16 protein-coding genes are annotated in these 17976 nt (G+C 74.5%); 7 read left to right on the plus strand and 9 right to left on the minus strand.

Annotated features, from left to right (window positions below; translation table 11 throughout):
• The first annotated feature begins 67 nt into the window (after positions 1-67).
• Positions 68-841 carry a crotonase/enoyl-CoA hydratase family protein gene (locus AB0K51_RS12510; RefSeq protein WP_363453516.1) on the plus strand — a complete coding sequence of 258 codons (774 nt, stop codon included), beginning with the start codon at positions 68-70 and terminating at the stop codon, positions 839-841.
• Positions 842-874: 33 nt separating this feature from the next.
• Here the strand turns inward: AB0K51_RS12510 and AB0K51_RS12515 are convergent, their stop codons facing one another.
• Positions 875-1273 carry a DUF3592 domain-containing protein gene (locus tag AB0K51_RS12515; RefSeq protein WP_363453518.1) on the minus strand — a complete coding sequence of 133 codons (399 nt, stop codon included), beginning with the start codon at positions 1271-1273 and terminating at the stop codon, positions 875-877.
• Entirely contained in the window at positions 1270-2715 is a 1446-nt protein-coding gene (locus AB0K51_RS12520; protein ID WP_363453605.1) for an NAD(P)-dependent oxidoreductase, read from the minus strand. The genes AB0K51_RS12515 and AB0K51_RS12520 overlap by 4 nt, the downstream gene beginning before the upstream one ends.
• 40 nt (positions 2716-2755) lie before the next feature.
• Between AB0K51_RS12520 and AB0K51_RS12525 the strand changes: the two genes are divergently transcribed.
• Positions 2756-3286: a GNAT family N-acetyltransferase gene (locus tag AB0K51_RS12525; protein ID WP_363453520.1), complete on the plus strand. Its 531-nt coding sequence runs from the start codon at positions 2756-2758 to the stop codon at positions 3284-3286.
• Positions 3287-3453: 167 nt separating this feature from the next.
• On the opposite strand, the gene AB0K51_RS12530 is transcribed toward AB0K51_RS12525, so the two are convergent.
• The 3 genes from AB0K51_RS12530 to AB0K51_RS12540 form a co-directional block, all read right to left on the minus strand.
• On the minus strand, positions 3454-4326 hold the full coding sequence (locus AB0K51_RS12530) for an SGNH/GDSL hydrolase family protein (RefSeq protein WP_363453522.1): 873 nt from the start codon (positions 4324-4326) through the stop codon (positions 3454-3456).
• A gap of 100 nt (positions 4327-4426) precedes the next feature.
• Positions 4427-5683 (minus strand): glycosyltransferase, encoded by a 1257-nt coding sequence (locus AB0K51_RS12535; protein ID WP_363453524.1) that lies wholly within the window; start codon positions 5681-5683, stop codon positions 4427-4429.
• Positions 5680-7083 carry a glycosyltransferase gene (locus AB0K51_RS12540; RefSeq protein WP_363453526.1) on the minus strand — a complete coding sequence of 468 codons (1404 nt, stop codon included), beginning with the start codon at positions 7081-7083 and terminating at the stop codon, positions 5680-5682. The genes AB0K51_RS12535 and AB0K51_RS12540 overlap by 4 nt, the downstream gene beginning before the upstream one ends.
• A 346-nt stretch (positions 7084-7429) precedes the next feature.
• On the opposite strand from AB0K51_RS12540, the gene AB0K51_RS12545 reads away from it, so the two are divergent.
• The 3 genes from AB0K51_RS12545 (at position 7430) to AB0K51_RS12555 (ending at position 12208) form a co-directional block, all read left to right on the plus strand.
• Positions 7430-10240 (plus strand): TIM-barrel domain-containing protein, encoded by a 2811-nt coding sequence (locus tag AB0K51_RS12545; RefSeq protein ID WP_363453528.1) that lies wholly within the window; start codon positions 7430-7432, stop codon positions 10238-10240.
• A 120-nt stretch (positions 10241-10360) separates the two neighbouring features.
• The gene (locus AB0K51_RS12550) at positions 10361-11368 is read left to right on the plus strand and encodes a hypothetical protein (RefSeq protein WP_363453530.1); all 1008 of its coding nucleotides are present in this window, start codon (positions 10361-10363) and stop codon (positions 11366-11368) included.
• Between the two features lie 99 nt (positions 11369-11467).
• Entirely contained in the window at positions 11468-12208 is a 741-nt protein-coding gene (locus AB0K51_RS12555; protein ID WP_363453532.1) for a nucleotidyltransferase domain-containing protein, read from the plus strand.
• Positions 12209-12257: 49 nt separating this feature from the next.
• Here the strand turns inward: AB0K51_RS12555 and AB0K51_RS12560 are convergent, their stop codons facing one another.
• Together AB0K51_RS12560 and AB0K51_RS12565 are read right to left on the minus strand one after the other, a co-directional pair.
• Positions 12258-13913 (minus strand): SpoIIE family protein phosphatase, encoded by a 1656-nt coding sequence (locus AB0K51_RS12560; protein WP_363453534.1) that lies wholly within the window; start codon positions 13911-13913, stop codon positions 12258-12260.
• Between the two features lie 331 nt (positions 13914-14244).
• On the minus strand, positions 14245-14667 hold the full coding sequence (locus tag AB0K51_RS12565; RefSeq protein ID WP_363453536.1) for an avidin/streptavidin family protein: 423 nt from the start codon (positions 14665-14667) through the stop codon (positions 14245-14247).
• Positions 14668-15008: 341 nt separating this feature from the next.
• Between AB0K51_RS12565 and AB0K51_RS12570 the strand changes: the two genes are divergently transcribed.
• Positions 15009-15839: a pentapeptide repeat-containing protein gene (locus tag AB0K51_RS12570; protein WP_363453538.1), complete on the plus strand. Its 831-nt coding sequence runs from the start codon at positions 15009-15011 to the stop codon at positions 15837-15839.
• Between the two features lie 148 nt (positions 15840-15987).
• Here the strand turns inward: AB0K51_RS12570 and AB0K51_RS12575 are convergent, their stop codons facing one another.
• Positions 15988-16686 carry a hypothetical protein gene (locus tag AB0K51_RS12575; RefSeq protein ID WP_363453540.1) on the minus strand — a complete coding sequence of 233 codons (699 nt, stop codon included), beginning with the start codon at positions 16684-16686 and terminating at the stop codon, positions 15988-15990.
• A gap of 179 nt (positions 16687-16865) precedes the next feature.
• Here AB0K51_RS12575 and AB0K51_RS12580 point away from each other — a divergent pair, with 179 nt between their 5' ends.
• Complete coding sequence (locus tag AB0K51_RS12580; protein ID WP_363453542.1) at positions 16866-17144, plus strand: hypothetical protein; 279 nt, start codon at positions 16866-16868, stop codon at positions 17142-17144.
• An 85-nt stretch (positions 17145-17229) separates the two neighbouring features.
• On the opposite strand, the gene AB0K51_RS12585 is transcribed toward AB0K51_RS12580, so the two are convergent.
• A complete protein-coding gene (locus AB0K51_RS12585; RefSeq protein ID WP_363453544.1) occupies positions 17230-17802 on the minus strand; it encodes a rhodanese-like domain-containing protein in 573 nt (190 codons plus the stop codon).
• Positions 17803-17976 lie beyond the last annotated feature (174 nt).

A 17976-nucleotide genomic window follows, 5' to 3' on the forward strand; every position in this document is an offset into this window, starting at 1 on the left:
CGGAGCTAGCGGCGGCGGTGGCGACCGTGGTTGCGGTTGCGGCGGTGGCGAACGGGAGTGGTGGTTGATGGTCAGGGTGGAGCGGGACGGGGCGGTGTGGACGGTCGTCCTGGACCGGCCGGCCGCGCGGAACGCGGTGGACGGTCCGACGGCGGAGCAACTCGTCGAGGCCTTCGAGGAGTTCGGCGCCGACGAGGAGGCCGCCGTCGCGGTGCTGTGGGGCGCGGGCGGGACGTTCTGTGCCGGTGCGGACCTGAAGGCGGTGGGCACCGAGCGCGGCAACCGGCTGGCGGCGGACGGGCCCGGCCCGATGGGCCCGACCCGGATGACGCTCGGCAAACCCGTGATCGCGGCCGTGGCCGGCCATGCCGTCGCGGGCGGGCTGGAGTTGGCGCTCTGGTGCGACCTGCGGGTCGCGGCCGCCGACGCGGTCTTCGGGGTCTTCTGCCGCCGCTGGGGCGTGCCCCTGATCGACGGCGGGACGGTGCGGCTGCCGCGCCTGATCGGCGAGAGCCGCGCCATGGACCTGATCCTCACCGGCCGCCCCGTCGACGCCGAGGAGGCCCACCGCATCGGCCTGGCCAACCGCCTGGTCGGCGTCGGCGAGGAACGCGCGGCGGCCGAGCAACTCGCCCGCGAACTGGCCGCCTTCCCGCAGACCTGTCTCCGGCACGACCGACTCTCCGCGCGCGAGCAGGCCGGCCTCGACGAGCCGGCGGCGCTCGCCAACGAGTGGCGGCACGGCGGTCACGGCCTGCGCGCGGACACGGTCGCCGGAGCCGCGCGCTTCGCGGCGGGTGCGGGGCGGCACGGCGCCTTCGAACAGCCGCAGCGGGAGTGACGGAGCGTCAGTGAGGCCGATCGGCCGGGCGGGTCACCCGGTCGGGGCGGGGCCCGCCAGCAGAAGCACGGCGAAACCGCTCGTGAGAGCCGTGCACAGCGGTCCGGCGAGCGTGCTGGTCCACCGGCCCCGGTCGACCAGGAAGGCGCGCCGCGGATGGCGCGGGTCGCACCGGAGGGCGTAGCGGTGACCGACCGTCATCGGTGACCCGCTGACCGGGGTGTGGTCGGTGTGGGTGAACTCCCGCCCCTCGAAGGTGTAGGTGACCTCCGAGACGTAGTGCTCGTCCTCCAGGTGCTGCCGGGTGCACACGCCCTTGACCTCAAGCCCGCGCGCGAGCAGCGCCCGCAGCACGAGGTAGCTGCGGACGGTCCACCCCAGGCTGAGCACAGCCAGGGCGCCGAGCACCGACGCCGCCTGCACTGCGCTCATCGAGGAGCCCGTCCGAGCCCGGCGCGGGTGCGGGAGGTGGTGGCGAGGGCGGCGAGGTCCTCGTCGGCGTGGCCGTGGGCGACCGCTTGGAGGAGCGAGTCGCGGAGCAACCCGGCCAGGGGGAGCGGGACCTGGGCTTCGGCGCCGGCTTCCAGGGCGAGGTTGACGTCCTTGAGCCCGAGGGCGAGACGGAAGCCCGCCGGTTCGTAGGTCTGCCGGGTGATCATCGCTCCGTAGCCGGAGTAGACCGGGCCGGGGAGGATGGAGTTGCTGAGCACCTCCAGCAGGGCCGCCGGGTCCAGCCCGCTCGCCTCGGCGAGGGCGGCGGCCTCGGAGAACGCCTCGATCGCGGACACCAGCAGGAAGTTGGCGCTGATCTTGGCGACGTTCGCGGCCGCCGGGTCCTCGCCGAGCGGCCAGGTGCGGCGGCCCATCGCCTCGAACAGCGGTGCGACCCAGGCGAGTTCGGTCGACGGGCCGGCCGCCAGGATGTTCAGGTTGCCCGCCGCGGCGACGTCCGCACGGCCGAGCACCGGCGCGGCGACGTAGCCCAGCCCGTGGCGGGCGTGCAGTTCGGCGGCGCGACGCGCGAGCGCGGGCGAGACGGTGGCCATGTTGACGTGCACCGCCGCCCGGGCGCCGGACAGCAACTCCTCGTCCAGCAGCAGGTCCTCGACCACCTGATCGTCCGCCAGCATGGAGACCACCGCCTCCGCGGCGAACGCCTCGGCGAGCGACCCGGCAGCCGACGCACCGTCAGCGACCAGCGCCGCCACGGGCTCCGGCGAACGGTTCCACACCCGGACGCCGTGCCCGGCGGCGAGCAACCGCCCGGCCATCGCGCGGCCCATCGAGCCCAGTCCGACGAAACCGACGTCCATGCCCACTGCCTCCCATGCCTGCGGATGCTGCCTCGGTCGGATGCTACGCGGCGAGGGGGAGGGGTTGGTGATGCGGTGGGGTGGCGGTGTGGCGGGGGAGGGGGAAGGGGGTGGCTTGCCCTGGCCGGATGCTGCGCAGCGGGCTGGGGCGGTGTGGTGGGGGAAGGGGAAGGCGGTGGCTTTGCCCGGGGCGGATGCTGTGCCAGGCGCGGGGGAGGGGTTGGCGATGCGGTGGGGTGGCGGTGTGGCGGGGGAGGGGGAAGGGGGTGGCTTGCCCTGGGCGGATGCTGCGTCGCGGGCTGGGGCGGGGTGGCGGACGAGGGGAAGGGGGCGGATTCTGCCCGGGACGGATGCTGCGCCAGGCGCGGGGTAGGGGTTGGCGATGCGGTGGGGTGGCGGTGTGGTGGGGAGGGGGAAGGGGGATTTGCCCTGGCCGGATGCTGCGCCGAGGGCTGGGGCGGTGTGGTGGGGGAAGGGGAAGGCGGTGGCTTTGCCCGGGGCGGATGCTGCGTCAGACGCGGGGGAGGCGCGGCGGGAGGGTGCGGGTGGGTGGTGGCGAATTGGCGTGGTGGGGGTGGGGGTGGGCTGTCAGGATGCGGGCATGGCTTCGGTGCGGACGGTACACACGGCGGATCTGGACCCGGTGGCGCGGCGGTTGGCGCGGGGGTTGCTGGACGAGGTGTTCGGTGACGAGATGACCGACGAGGACTGGGAGCACTGCCTGGGCGGGTTGCACGTCCTGGCGTGGGAGGGCGGCGAGCTGATCGGGCATGCCGCGGTGGTGCAGCGGGGGCTGATGCACGGTGGCAGGGTGCTGAGGACCGGCTACGTGGAGGGGGTGGCCGTCCGGCGGGATCGCCAACGTCGGGGTGTCGGCGGGGAGTTGATGGCCGAGGCGGAGCGGATCGTGCGGGCCGCGTACGAGATCGGCGCGCTCGGCTCCAGCGACGAGGGCAAGCCGTTCTACCTGGCGCGCGGCTGGCGTCCGTGGACCGGTCCGACCTGGGCGCTCGGCCCGCAGGGCCCGGTCCGGACCGCCGAGGAGGACGGCTGGATCTACCTGTTCGGCGCGGACGGGCTGGACTTCGACGGTGAGTTGAGCTGTGACTGGCGCGAGGGCGAGGTCTGGTGACCGGGGCAGGCCCAGGGTCGGTGGTCGTGTGACCGGGGCAGGCCCGTGGTCGGTGGTTGTGTGACCGGGGGCGGGCCCGTGGTCGGTGGTGGTGTGAACGGGGCGAGCCCATGGTCGGTGGTCGTGGTGACCGCCGGCCATGAGCTCGAAGGGACGCGCCGCGCCGGTTAGTGCGCGGTCGGGGTGCCGGTGGGGGAGTCCGTCGGGTGGGCGGGCAGGTGGTGGTCGGGGCCCGGGGCGGTGAGGCGGGCGATGATGGCGGCGGTGGTGTGGGCGTCGGTGCGGTCGAGCCTGCGGGTGGTGCCGCGGAGCAGGTGCCGGGCCTCCAGGAAGGCCAGCGCGAACAGGCCGGGGAGCAGGTCGGTGGAGCGGGCGGCGACCCAGCGGGTGCCCTGGGTGGCCATCCACCACAAGTTCGCGGCGCGTCCGGGCTCGCTGGCGGGCAGTTCGGCGGGCGGGTCGCCGACCGGGTGGCCGGCTTCGGCGAGCAGGCTGTGGAAGGCGCAGGCGATCAGTTGGTGGCCGGAGGCGCTGGGGTGCAGGCGGTCCACGCTCAGGAGGGAACGTTTCTGCGTCCAAGGCAGGTCCGCCAGGTGCACGTGCCGCGCGTGGTAGTGGTCGGAGAGCGCGTGCACCACGGCGTTGACCGAGCGCATCCGGCGGGCCAGCGGGCGGGCCAGCGGGGCCGGCAGACCCAGCAGCGTGCCCGGGTCGGGAAGGCAGGCGGTGAGCGGGACGGTGCCGGCCGCCGTCAGCGAGGAGAGGACGGCGGCGTAGTGACGGGCCGTCAGCTCGATGTCGAAGGAGGCCCGCAGGGTGTCGTTGCCGCCGACCACCACCCCGGCGTACTGCGGGCGCACGGCCAGGGCGGTGGGCAGTTGGGAGACCAGCAGGTCGCGGCTGAGCGCGCCGCTGTTGGCGAGGTTGCGGAAGTCCACCGGCTCCGGGGAGAGGCTGGGCGCGAGCAGCGCCGCCCAGCCTCGCCAGCCGCCGGGGACCGGGTCGCCGACGCCCTCGGTGAGGGAGTCACCGAGTGCCACGAACCGAACCGTCATCACGTCCCTCCGGTCAGGTGCAGGGGGGTGCGGGGATCTCTTTGCGGGGCACCGGAGTTGTCGGCGCCCTGGCCCGGTCTGGCGGTCACCTGGCGCCCTCGGCGGTCACGGAGACGGACCCGGCGGCCGGCGAGGAAATGACGACCTGTCCAGGTTCGGCGGCGGCGGTAGTGCTGCCGGTGGCGTGGGCGACCGGACGCGGCGTGTCGGCGGGCCGGCCGGCCCGGTGGGCGGCCAGGAAGGCGGCGGTGGCGGCCTCCCAGGAGAACACCTCGGCGCGGGCCCGCGCCGCGGCGCGGCGCTCCGCCTCGGGGCGCTCCAGGAGTTCGCGCAGGGCCAACGCGAAGCCCTCGCCGGTGTCGGGCGCGGCGAGACCGGCGTCGCCGATCACCTGCGGGAGCGCGGAGGAGCGGCTGACGGCGACCGGGGTTCCGCAGGCCAGGGTCTCCAACGCGGCCAGCCCGAAGGTCTCCACCGGCCCGGGGGCGATCACCGCGTCCGCGCTGGCCAGCAGCGCGGCGACCTCGGAGCGCCCGGCCAGGTGGCCCAGGAAGCGGACCGGGAGCCGGAGTTCGGCGGCCCGGCGCTCGAGTCGGGCGCGCAGGGGGCCCGTTCCGGCGACGGCCAGCACCGCCGGGACGCGGTGCCGGCGGCGCAGCTCCGCGAGCGCCTCCAGCGCCCGCTCGGGGCGCTTCTCGCCGGACAGCCGCGAGCACATCACCAGCAGCACCTGGTCGGGCTCGGCGAGGCGCGCGCGTACCTGCGGGTCCCGCGCGCCGGGGTGCATCAGTTCCAGGTCGACGCCGAGCGGCGCCTGGGTGAGGTTGGTGGTGCCGATCCGCTCGAACTCCTCGGCGGCCCACGCGGTGGTGCACAGCACCGTGTCGTAGCTCTGCGCGGTACGGGAGTTGAGCCGGTCGGCGGCCGCGCGGGCGACGGCGCCGGGCACGCCCCAGGTGCCGAGCACGCCGGTGGCGCTCTCGTGCGAGACCATCATCGAGCGCACCCCGTGGGCGCGGGCCCACTCGCCGGTCCAGCGCAACGTGGTGCGGTCCGACACCTCCAGCCGGTCCGGTGCCAACTCCTCCAGCACGGCCGCCACGTCGCGGCGGCCGGTGAGCAGCCGGTAGCCGCCGGTGCCGGGCATCAGCGGGCCGGGCAGGGTGATCACCCGGCCCTGGTCGGTCCACTCGTCGCTGCGGGCCGGCCCGGGGATGACCAGGGCAGCCCGGTGACCGGCCGCCTGGTAGCCCGCGCCGAGGTGGCGCAGCGCCGTGCGCAGGCCACCGGAGGTCGGGGTGACGAAGTTCGCCACCCGGACGATGTTCAGCTCCTCGTTCACGCCGGCTGCTCCTTGACCAGCTCGACGGCGGCCCGCACCGCGGCGGGACGTCCGGACGGGCCCGCGGGTGCGGTCATCGCGGCGGGCTGGACGGGCGCGACCGCCTCGTCGGCGGGGGCCTGCGGCTCGCCGCGCCGGTCGGTGTCCGAACCGGCCGCCGCGACCGGCTGACGGGGCGTCGGGAGGGTCGGGACGGCGGTGGCGGGCGGGGTCTTGCGGGCGGCCTCGGCGAGGTCCAGCACGGTGGCGACGGGCGTCTCGCCGCGGTGCTCGGCGAGCACGTCCTCGTAGTGCTGGATCAGCTGGTCGCCGACGGCCTCCCAGGTGCGGTCGGTGACGTCCGCGCGGCCGGCCGCGCCGTACTGGGCGCGCAGTTCGGGGGAGGCGGCGAGGGCGGCGACGGCGCGGGCCACCGCCGCGGGGTCGCGCGGGGCGACCAGCAGACCGGTGCGCTGGTGGCCGACCAGGTCGAGCGGGCCGCCGACCGCGGGGGCGATCACCGGGACGCCGCTGGCCATCGCCTCCTGGATGGTCTGGCAGAAGGTCTCCAGCGGGCCGGTGTGCACGAACACGTCCAAGGAGGCGAAGCAGCGCGCCAGTTCCTCGCCGGTGCGGCGGCCGAGGAAGACCGCGCCGGGCATGGCGGCCTTCAGTGCGGGCGCGCTCGGCCCGTCGCCGATCACCACCACCCGCACGCCGGGCAGCCGGGAGGCCTCGGCGAGCAGGTCGACCCGCTTCTCCGGGGCGAGGCGGCCGACGTAGCCGATCAGGACCTCGCCGCCGGGCGCCAGCGAGCGGTGCAGCGCCTCGTCGCGGTGGGCCGGGTGGAAGCGCACCGAGTCGACGCCGCGGGCCCAGATCCGGACGTGCCGCACGCCGTGTGCGGTCAGGTCCTGGGCGGCCGGGGTGGACGGGGCGAGGGTGCGGGCGGCGGCGCGGTGCACGGAGCGGATCCGGGACCAGGCGATCGCGGAGCCGATGCCGCGGCCCATCCGGTACGCCTGTGCGTACCCGGCCAGGTCGGTCTGGTAGACGGCGACGGTCGGCAGGCCGAGCCGCTCGGTGACCCGGGCGGCGCGTGCGCCGAGGATGAACGGACTGGCCAGGTGCACCACGTCGGGCTGATGGGCGGTCAGGGCGGCGGTCAGCTTGCGGCTGGGCAGCGCGATCCGCACCTGCGGGTAGCGGGGCAGCGGAACGGACGGAATGCGCACCACCGGCAGCGGTTCCTGGGCCGGGCCGAAGGACTGCGGCGGGCAGTGCGCGCCCCGGGCCGGAGCGGGGGTGATCACCAGCGGCTGGTGACCCCGCCGGACGAGGTGTTCGGCGGCCCGCAGCACGCTGTGGGCCACGCCGTTGACCTCGGGCGGGAAGGATTCGGTGACGATGGCGACTCGCATGCCAACGTTGTTGCCGGGTTTGGCGTGCGCCCAGCCAAAGGGATCTTTCTTACAGGCGAACGTCTGTCGCCATTTCCGCACACCTGTGTGGACAGGTGGTCCGGTGGGCCTGGTGTTTCGCGCAAACGGACTGCGCACTGTGCGCAAAGATGCGCATAACCCGAGTGGAACGAACACTTGACGCCAAGTCGAGCTACCTGGTGCGATGTGTCCCGCTCAACTCGCCGGCTCGGCACGGTCCGCCCAACCGCACTGCCCCACCGGTGAATTGGGAACCCCCACTCGGGTCGAGCCGGTGCCCGCGGTCCCACGACCACCCGACCCTCGTCCAGGAGGCATCCCTCAGATGCGTTCCGCCTCACCCTCCCTGCTGCCCCGGCCCGGCAGCGGCGGCCAGCGCCGCACGGCACTCACCCTCGCCGTGCTGCTGGTCGCCGCGCTGTTCTGCGTCCTCGGCCCCGCCCGGGCCGCCCAACCCTCAACGGCGGGCAACGCCACGGGTGTCACCCGCAGCGGTGACACCTTCACCGTCGCCACCTCCGGCGGCGCCGCCGCCCGGGTCGTCCTGGCCCGCGCCGACATCTTCCGGATCTGGCTCTCGCCCAACGGCGCCTTCACCAACGACCCGGCCGGCACCGACCTCGCGATCAAGACCGACTTCGGCACCGTCGGCGGCACCCTGACCGACGCCGGGAGCTACTGGCGGATCGGCACCTCGGCGATCAGCCTGCGGATCAACAAGACCCCGCTGAGCTTCGCGCTGTACCGCGCCGACAACGCCACCCTGGTCTGGGCCGAGTCCCAGCCCACCAGTTGGACCACCTCGCAGACCACCCAGTACCTCAGCCGCGGCGCCGACGAGCAGTTCTACGGCACCGGACTGCACCTCGGCGAATGGGCGCTGCGCGACAAGACCGTGCCGGTCGCCGTCTCCAACCAGTGGACCGAGGGCACCAACGCCAGCCCCGCGCCGTTCTACATGTCCACCAACGGCTACGGCGTGATGCGCAACACCTGGGCGGCGGGCTCCTACAACTTCGGCGCGCCCACCCAACTCACCCACAACGAGAGCCGGTTCGACGCCTGGTACTTCGCCGGCAACTCGCTCAAGGACGTGCTGAACGGCTACACCGACGTGACCGGCAAGCCGTTCCTGGCACCCGAGTGGGGCCTCGAACTCGGCAACGCCGACTGCTTCAACGCCTCCAACCCCAGCTACACCGGCGACCACACCCGGGCCCGCCACCAGACCACCCCGGACGTGGTCGGCTACGCCACCGACGCCCGCGCCGCCGACATGCCCTCCGGCTGGTTCCTGCCCAACGACGGCTACGGCTGCGGCTACACCGACCTGCCCACCGCGGTCAGTGACCTGAAGGCCAAGGGCTTCAACACCGGCCTGTGGACCTCCACCGGCCTCAACAACATCAACTGGGAAGTGGGGACGGCGGGTTCACGCGCCGTCAAGACCGACGTGGCGTGGATCGGCGGCGGCTACAAGACCGCCTTCACCGGCGTCAACCAGGCCGTGGCCGGCATCGAGAACAACTCCGACGCCCGCCGCTTCGTCTGGACCGTCGACGGCTGGTCCGGCACCCAGCGCAACGCCGTCGTCTGGACCGGCGACACCCACGGCACCTGGGACGCCATGCGCTGGCACGTCCCGGCCATCGCCGGCGCGGGCCTCAGCGGCCTCAACTACGCGTCCGGGGACATCGACGGCATCTACGACGGCAGCCCCAAGACGTACGTCCGCGACCTGCAGTGGAAGGCCTTCACCCCCGCCTTCATGACCATGTCCGGCTGGGGCGCGACCAACCCGCAGACGGGGTACAACGACAAGCAGCCGTGGCGGTACGCCGACCCGTACCTGTCCATCAACCGCAAGTACCTGCAGCTGAAGATGCGGCTGATGCCGTACCTGTACACCATGAGCCGGGTCGCCACCGACACCGGCGTCCCCTCCACCCGCGCGATGGTGCTGGAGTACCCCAACGACCCCGTCGCCCGAGGCAACCTGACGAGCGGTCAGTTCATGGCCGGCGACTCCTTCCTGGTCGCACCCGTCGTCACCGACACCGCCACCCGGGACGGCATCTACCTGCCCGCCGGCACCTGGACCGACTACTGGACCGGCAAGACCTACACCGGCCCGGGCTGGCTCAACGGCTACAACGCACCCCTCGACACCCTCCCGCTGCTCGTCAAGTCCGGTGCCGTCGTGCCGATGTGGCCGCAGATGAACTACACCGGCGAGAAGCCCGCCAGCACGCTCACCTACGACGTCTACCCGCGCGGGAACTCCTCGTTCAACCTGTACGAGGACGACGGCACCACCCGCGCCTACCAGAACGGCGCCTACGCCCGCCAGCAGGTCAACGTCACCGCCCCCGCCGCCGGCACCGGCGACGTCACCCTCGCGGTGGGCGCGGCCACCGGCAGCTACACCGGGCAACTCGCCAACCGCGACTACGAGTTCACCCTGCACGCGGCCGCCGCGCCGAGCAGCGTCAAGGTCGGGTCCACCGTCCTGCCGCAGCTGGGCAGCAAGGCCGCGTACACCGCGGCGAGCACCGGCTGGTACTTCGACCCGGCCGACCGCTCGGGCGTCCTGTGGGTCAAGGCGGGCAACTACGCCACCGGCACGGCGTTCAGCGTCACCGCCGTCGGCCTGACCCTGCCCACCGGCACCTCCGTCACCTCGAGCGGCCCCATCCCGCAGGCCGGCTGGAAGGTCGTCTCGGCGGACAGCCAGGAGACCGTCGGCGAGAACGGCGCCGCCGCCAACGCCATCGACGGCAACCCCGCCACCCTCTGGCACACCCAGTGGTACCAGACCACCGCCCAGCTCCCGCACGACATCCAGATCGACCTCGGCGCCCGCTACGCCGTCGACGGCCTCGGCTACCTGCCCCGGCAGGACGGCGGCGTCAACGGCCGGATCGGCTCCTACGAGGTCTACGTCTCCGACAGCACCACCTCCTGGGGCACCCCGGTCGCCACCGGGACCTTCGCCGACACCGCCACCCAGAAATCGGTGACGTTCACCGCGAAGCCCGGCCGCTACCTGCGACTGCGCGCCCTCACCGAGGCGGGCAACCGCGGACCGTGGACCAGCGCCGCCGAGATCACCGCCACCGGCGCCGCCGCGCCGTAGCAGCCAGACAGGGCCCGGCAGGGCCAGGCAGGGTGCGGGGGGCGAGCCGTCCCCCGCACCCCGTCGGCATGATGCCAGGAATAGTGCGATTCCTCCGATATTCCCGGATAGCCTGGAGCGGTGGAAGAGCTGGGTGGGCGGGCTGAGCACGGCGGTGCGGCCGTGGAGCTGTGGCGGGCGGTGCGGCACGACCCCGCGCGGCTGCCGGAGCACCTCGCCGAGCTGGCGGTCCGTCAGGAACGGCACCGCGCGGAGGACACCCTGGGCGGCCTCAACGGGACCGTCGGGGAGCAGCGGTCCGCCGTCATCACCAAGGGCATCAGGCTGACCATGGTGGAGGGCTGCGTGGTGGGCGGCCCGCTGATCCTCCTGGTGCCCGTCGCGTTCTGCGCCGGCATGCTGGCCCAGGCCCGGATGGTCCTGGAGCTCGCCGAACTCGCCGGCACGGTGGGCGACGACACCCAGCGGGCCGCGGAACTGCTGGTGCTCCAGGGCGTCTACGCCACCACCGAGGACGCCCGGGCCGCGTTGGCGAACCCGCCGACGGAGCGGGCCGAGACCGAGCCGCGAGAGTCGGGGGAGTCCGGGGAGTCCGGGGAGTCCGGGGAGGGTGGACGGGAGGTGCGGGAGGTGCGGGAGGTGCGGGGGAAGTCGTCGGCGCTGGCGGTGCGGCTCGACCTGCTGCGGCGGATGGCGTACCTGCTGGGCCTGGTGGCGCTCGACGAGGCACCGCGCGGGCGGCTGCGCCGGGTGGCCGGATGGGTGGGCATCGCGCTGTTCCTGGTGGTCGGGTTCTTCGTCCCCGTGGTGTGGATCCCCGTGATGGGCCGGGCCAACGTCAAGGCGACCTCGGCGCTCGCCCGGCGGGCCACCGCGTTCTACTGGCCGACCGCCGCGGACTCCGAGACGGCTCCCGAGCAGCGGTCGTACGTCCGGGGCGGGACGGTCGCGGTGCTCGGTCAGACGATGGTCGCGGTGCTGCTGCCGGTGGTCGCCTTCCTGGTGGTGCTGGCCTGGGGGCTCGACTTCGCCGGCAGCAGGCTGGCAGCCGGCGCGGTCGCCGCACTCGCGATCGGCGCCGCGTACGCCGCCGACCGCGCCCGCCGGGCCCGCTACCGCCGGAGCTGAGACACGAGCGCGCCACTGCCGGAACCGGGCCACGGAGGCGCTACCGCCGGAACGGGGTCACGGACGCGGGGCACACGCGCGGCGTGAAAGGCTGCCCGCATGCACGACGAGATGATCGCCCAGGCAGAACGCCTCGCGGCCGAGCTGTTCCCCGACGCTTCGGCCGTGGTGCTGGCCGGGTCCATCGCGGCCGGACGGGCCAGGAGCGGCAGCGACCTGGACCTGGCCGTCCTCCTGCCGGACGACGCCGAGACCTACCGCGAGACGCTCCGGCACGAGGGCCGGGTGGTCGAGGTCTTCGCCCACACCCGGACCGGGCTCGCCGAACTGCGCGCCGTCGACGCGGCCTCCCGACGCGCCGTCGTCCAGCAGCTGTACGCGACCGGCCTGATCCTCGTCGACCGGCACGGCCACGCCGCGCGACTCAAGCGGGAGACCGCCGCCGAACTCGCCGCCGGGCCGGCGCCGCTCGACGGCGAGCAGACGGAGAACCGGCGGTACGCGCTGACCGACCTGCTGGACGACCTGCGTGACACGCCCGACCCGCTGGAGGCGCTGGCCGTGGGAGCCGCGGTCGTCGAGGCCGCGGGCGACCTGCTCTCCGACCACCGCCGGGCTTGGACGGGCACCGGAAAGTGGTTCCCGCGCCGCCTGTTGGCCGCCGACCCCGTCCTCGGCGCGGAGCTGCTGGCCGCCCACCGCACGCTCTGCACCGACGGCGACCCGGCGCCGCTGCTCGCCGCGGCCGGCGCCGTCCTCGACCTGACGGGTGGTCCGCTGTCGGCCGGATACCGTCGGGGATGGCCCCCGGCCCGGAAGGTGACCGTGCCCGGGGGATGACCGTGCTCGGGAGGGTGGCGGTGCCCGCGCCGGACGGGCCGACGGTCCGTCAGTCGCGGTGTCGTACGCGGGCTGCGAGCAGGGCGATGTCGTCCTCGGCGGCGTGCGGGGTGAGTGCGGTGAGGGTGGCGTCCAGCAGGGCGTCGAGCGGGCTGGTGACGGGCAGTCGGAGTGCGGCGAGCCGGGCCAGCGAGACGTCGATGTCCTCGCCGCGGCGCTCCACCAGGCCGTCCGTGTACAGCAGCAGGACGTGGTCGGCGCGCAGCTCCACCACGGTCTGCTCGTAGCCGCCGACGCCGGTGCCGAGCGGCGGGCCGGTGGGCACGTCGAGCAGCTCGGAGGCCTCCGCGGTGAGCAGCGCAGGCGGCAGGTGCCCGGCGCTGGCGAGGGTCCAGCGGGCCCGGGCCGGGTCGGCGAGCGCCAGCACGCAGGTCGCCGGGCGGGCGTCGGCCTCGTCGGCGATCAGCGTGTCGAGCTGGCGCAGGATGCGGTGCGGCGGCAGGTCCATCGCGGCGACGTAGCGCAGTATCGAGCGGTAGTTGCTCATGTCGACCGCGGCCTCCACGCCGTGGCCCATCACGTCGCCCATCGCCAGCAGCGTCCGGCCGAACGGGAGCCGCACCGTCTCGTACCAGTCGCCGCCGACCACCGAGGTGGTGCCGGACGGCAGGTAGCGGGAGGAGAGTTCGAGGTTGGGGTGCGGGCTGCCCGGTTCGGCGAGCAGGGCGCGCTGCAGCTCCAGGGCGATGTTCTGCGAGCGGGCGTAGCGCCTGGCGTGGTCGAGGGCGAGCGCGGCGCGCCCGGCGAGTTCGGCCAACAGCTCGGTGTCGGCGTCGGTGAAGCCGAGCGCACTCCCGTGCGCCCGGGCCAGGGTGAGGACGCCGATCAGCCGGCCGCGGGCCCGCAGCGGCAACGCCACCAGCGAGTCCGCACGCACCGTCCGCAACACGGCGTGCAACGCCTCGTCCGGAGCGGCGGCCGACAGCTCCTCGGCGGAACTCGGCGCCGCCGTGACCGGCTGCTCGGAGGTGAGCGCCCGGTACGCCACCGAGCCGGCCCGGAAGCGCACCCGTCCGCCCGTCAGGTCGGCGGGCAGCAGGGCCCGCAACGGCTCGGCGCAGTCCACCGCGGCGCGGCGCAGCCGGGGACGGGCCGCCGTGCTGTGCTCGGGCGCGTCGAGCGGCAGCACGTCCACGACGGCCAGGTCGGCCACGTCGGCGACCGCGAAGGCGGCCAGCTCGGCGCAGGTGGCGTCCGGGTCCAGGGTGGTGCCGATCTGCTCCGCGGCGGCGTCCAGCACCGCGAACCGGCTCCGGGCCCGCTCCAGCTCGGCCCGGTGCACGTCCGCGCCGCGGGGCAGCACCACCAGGACGCCCGCCGCACGGCCGGACAGCTCCAGCCGTCGGAAGTCCGCGGCGCGCCCGCCGAAGGTCCCGGTCCGGGGGCGGCCGTCGGCCAGCACCCGGCGCACCGCCGCGGAGTCGCGGGCGGGTCGCCCCAGCACGTCGGCCGGCGACACGCCGGTGACCTGGGCGAACGTCGGGTTCAGGTACCGCCAGCGCAGTGACTCGTCCAACACCGCCACGCCGACGGGAAGTTGGCCCAGCAGCGCGCCGGCCAGCGCATCCGGGCCGACCGCGAGCGCCTCCGCGGCAGCCCTGAACAGGGAGTCCGCCGAGCGGTGGCCCGCAGGATCGGGCTGCACCCCTGAGTCCTCCCTCGAGAAATCCCCTGCCGAGCCGTCATCGCGCACAGCGTGTCGTCATCCCGCACAGTTCGGTGCCGCATCGCCCGGGTGATCCGAACCCGGGGTCCGCACCCTACTCGGCGTACCCGTCCGGCCTGGAACGGGAGGCCCCTGCTGTGCAGAGTGGTAAGCGGGTTTTTGCGGTTCTGTGATCTTCTGTTCGGGCCGAACCCTCGTCGTGGCGCGAGCGGGTGACGCCCCCTCAGGTCCGACGGCTCGAGCTCAGGTCCGACGGCTCGGGCGCAGGTCCGACGGCTCGTGATCAGGGCCCAGGCCCTGCGACTCGGGCTCAGGACACCGGGTGCGGCAGCGGGCGGGCGGTGCGCCGCAGCTCCTCCAGCCGGGCCGGATCCGGCGCACGGCGGGTGAACAGGTCGTGCCCGACGACGGTGGACTCCCAGGCGTCCGGGGCCTCCGCCGACCTGGTCAGCAGCCACGTCGCGGAGATCCGCTCCACCTCGCTCTCCTGGTACTGGCCGCTCCACGCCGTCACCGAACCCGCGTCACTGTTCTCGTTCTGCCAGGCCACCGCCCAGCCCACGGCCGTCCCGTGACCGCTCTCCCGCGGCGGATCGATCCGCCCCACCAGCGGGTACGTGCCACTCGCCCGGCCCGTCGCCGAGAGGTACGTCCCGGTCAGAGCCCCGTCCGGACCGGCCACCAGCCGCATGTGCGAGCCCAACTCGCTGTACCAGTCACCGGTGATGCCCACGCTGCTCCTCCGAAGCCCGATCGCCGACGGCCGCTCCGCCGGTCCGAGACGTCCTGCCACCACTGTGCCGCGCCCGGCCGCGCAGACGGCGACGACGCGCGGGAACACCCGCCGGGTGACCCGGTGGGTGCGGCGGCGTGGCGGGGCCGGTGACCCGGTGGGCCGGGCGGTCCTCGGGGTCTGGTGACCCGGTGGGTGGGGCGGGCTGCGGGGGCCGGTGACCCGGTGGGTGGGGCGGGCTGCGGGAACAGGGAGAATGGGACCTGTACGGAGCCCCGACCCCGGTGCCGGACGCTCCGTGCACGCCAGCCCCCGCCGCGCGCCGCAGGAGACCCCGTACCGTGACCGACCAGCACCACGACGCCCCGACCGGCCGCAGGCTCGACCTGCTCGCCGACTGCTCCAACTGCTTCGGCCTGTGCTGCGTCGCCCTGCCCTTCGCCAAGTCCGCGGACTTCGCCGCCACCAAGGACGCCGGCACCCCCTGCCGCAACCTGCAGACCGACTACCGATGCGGCATCCACGCCAAGCTCCGCGGCAGCGGCTACCAGGGCTGCACCGTCTTCGACTGCCTCGGCGCCGGACAGAAGATCTCCCAGCAAACCTTCGGCGGCACCAGCTGGCGCGAAGACCGCGACACCGCCCGGCAGATGTTCGCCGCCTTCCCGGTCATGCGCCAACTCCACGAACTCCTCTGGTACCTGTCCGAGGCACTGGAACTGCCCCGGGCCCGCCCCGTGCACGCCGAACTGCGCCGCGCACTCGACGCCGTCGAGGAACTCACCCGGCAGGACGCCGCCACCCTGATCGCCGCCGACGTCCCCGCCCTTCGCGCCGAGGTCAGCGAACTACTGCTCCGCGCCAGCGAGTCGACCCGCGCCGCCGTGCCCGGCAAGAAGCGCAACCAGCGCGGCGCCGACCTGATCGGCGCCAGGCTGAAGGGTGCCGACCTGCGCGGAGCCAACCTCCGCGGCGCCTACCTGATCGCCGCCGACCTCACCGGCGCGGACCTGCGCAGCGCCGACCTGATCGGCGCCGACCTGCGCGACGCCAAGCTGCACGGCGCCGACCTCACCGACGCGCTCTTCGTCACCCAGTCCCAACTCAACGCCGCCCAGGGCGACTCCACCACCCGCCTGCCCGCCGGCCTGGCCAAGCCCGCCCACTGGTGACCCGGCGGGACTCGGCGCTGACGGTCCGTCGGCCGGAGTCCTGACGGACCGTTGATCGTTCGTTGTTCTGAGGGCGCTGTTCCGGTGGGTGGTGCCCCGGTGTGCTCTTCCGGTGGCGCTGTTCTGGTGACGCTGCCCTGGGCGCGTGTCACCGGGGCGGCTGCGCCGCGACGGCGTCGGCGGGTATCACCGGTCGGCTGACCTGGAAGCTGACCGGCACCTCCCCGGCGGCCTGGCGCACCAGGCGGGTGAACGCGGCGTCGCCGAGCGCCTGTTCCGACGCATGCACCTGCACCCCGCTGCCGTCCGCCATCGGCCCCACCGCGAACACCGGGAAGGGCAACCCGCCCGTCCGCTGCCGGTCGAGGATGCGCTGGGTCGCCTGCTGCTCCGCCTTCGCGGTGTAGGCGCAGCGACGAACCTCGACCGGCGTGGCGGTGGTCTCCGGGTGCGCCTGGCGGGCCGCGTCCACCAGCTCCTGCCCGCGCCGAAGGTCCGTCGCGTACAGCACGACACGCCCGCCGTCACCGTCCACCGCGAGCGCGCCCCAGACGTCGGAGAACGCGCCCCGGCCCTGTTCGGCGAGCGCCTCGGCCGCCACGTCCAGCTGCGCGGGCACGGCGGGCGTGGCGGAGGCGGGCGGGGATGTCGGGGAGGCAGGTGGGGGTGTCGGTGCCGTCGGCGTTGTCTCGGAGAGGAGGGTGGGGGAGGTGGCGCGGGCGATCGAGGCGGTGCCGTTCGAGGTCGGTCCGCAGGCGGTGAGAGCGCAGGCGAGAGCGGTGGCGAGGGCGGCGGTGGCGAGGGTGGCAGGTGCGCGGAGCGCGGTCGTGGCGCGGAGGCGGTTCACGGTGTTCCCTTCCGTCGGCTGACGCATCGTCGGCGGTTGGACGGGGGCGTGCTGCCCGCGGTTCCAGGGGGCGCGCGGGGGCGCGCGCCACCCCCGGAAACGGGATTAATTACCAGCGATCAAGATGATCCGGGCGTATGGTCATGAACTCCCCGACGGCGAGAGGAGGTTCACCCGCTATGGGAATGTTCAAGGACGCGCCGCCGAGTGAGCATCCGGACTTCACCCAGCTCCGGTTCATGGCGGCGGGCACGCCGTCCTGGTGGAAGCGCAACCGGCACAAGGCACTTGGCGCCGCCGGCCTGCTGATCGGCTTCTGGCTGGCCGGCCACCACGACACCACCGCACCCGCATCGTCCTGCACACCGAACAGCGCCTCGAGCAATGCCCCGAGCAGTGCCCCGAGCAGTGCCCTGGGCAACGGGTCGAGCGCGCAGGGGGCCGCGGCCGGTCGATGACGATCCCGTCGATCGGCCGGCCGCGGCACGGCGGCGGGCCGTCAGGAACGGCCGCGGGCGTGAGTGCGGGCGTGGTGGCGGTGCGTCAGGGCCGGCCGTGCAGGGTGGCGAGGGTCGCCTCCAGGGCCCGGCCGGCGTCGCGCGGGCGGTTGTAGGGCAGCCGGCCGAGCAGATTGCCCATCGCGCAGGTGTTGCTCACGGCGGAGTACAGCAGCCCGGCGCCGACCGCCGCGGACACCCAGCGGACGCCGGGCACCGCGACGTCGATCAGTACACCGGCCAGCACCAGCGAACCCGCGACCAGCCGGACCTGACGGTCCATCGCCCAGCGCGGCTTCACACCCGGGACGAGGTTCAGTTCGCCGCCGTTCGCCGTCCAGGCCGAGGTGCCGCCCTCGACCAGCAGGGCGGTGATACCGGCCGCGGCGAGCTGCTCGCAGGCGTTCAGGGCGCGGGCGCCGGACGCGCACACGACCGCGAGTTCGCCGCGGGCGGCGGCCGCGCGCAACGCGGGCAGCGCCTGCGCGAGCCGGTCGAGCGGCACGTTGTGCGCGCCCGGGATGTGGCCGCCGGCGAACTCGCCGGGAGACCGGACGTCGATGACGGTCAGCTGCTGGAGCCGGGGCTGGAGCTGGTCGACGGTCAGGGGCGTGGTCATGGGGGATGGCCTTTCGGGGGATGGGGGGATGGGGTGACCCGTCCGGGCGGCGGGGGCCGGTTCCGGGCGGGGGTGGACTGGACGGTGGTGGGGCACCGGGGGCGAGAGGGCCTGAGCGCGGGACTGCGCGGTGCGGTATCGCGGCGGGCGTGGGCGCGGGCGTGGGCGCGGCCG

Origin of the sequence: Kitasatospora sp. NPDC049285 (assembly GCF_040678815.1) — a bacterium.
Lineage (GTDB): Bacteria > Actinomycetota > Actinomycetes > Streptomycetales > Streptomycetaceae > Kitasatospora.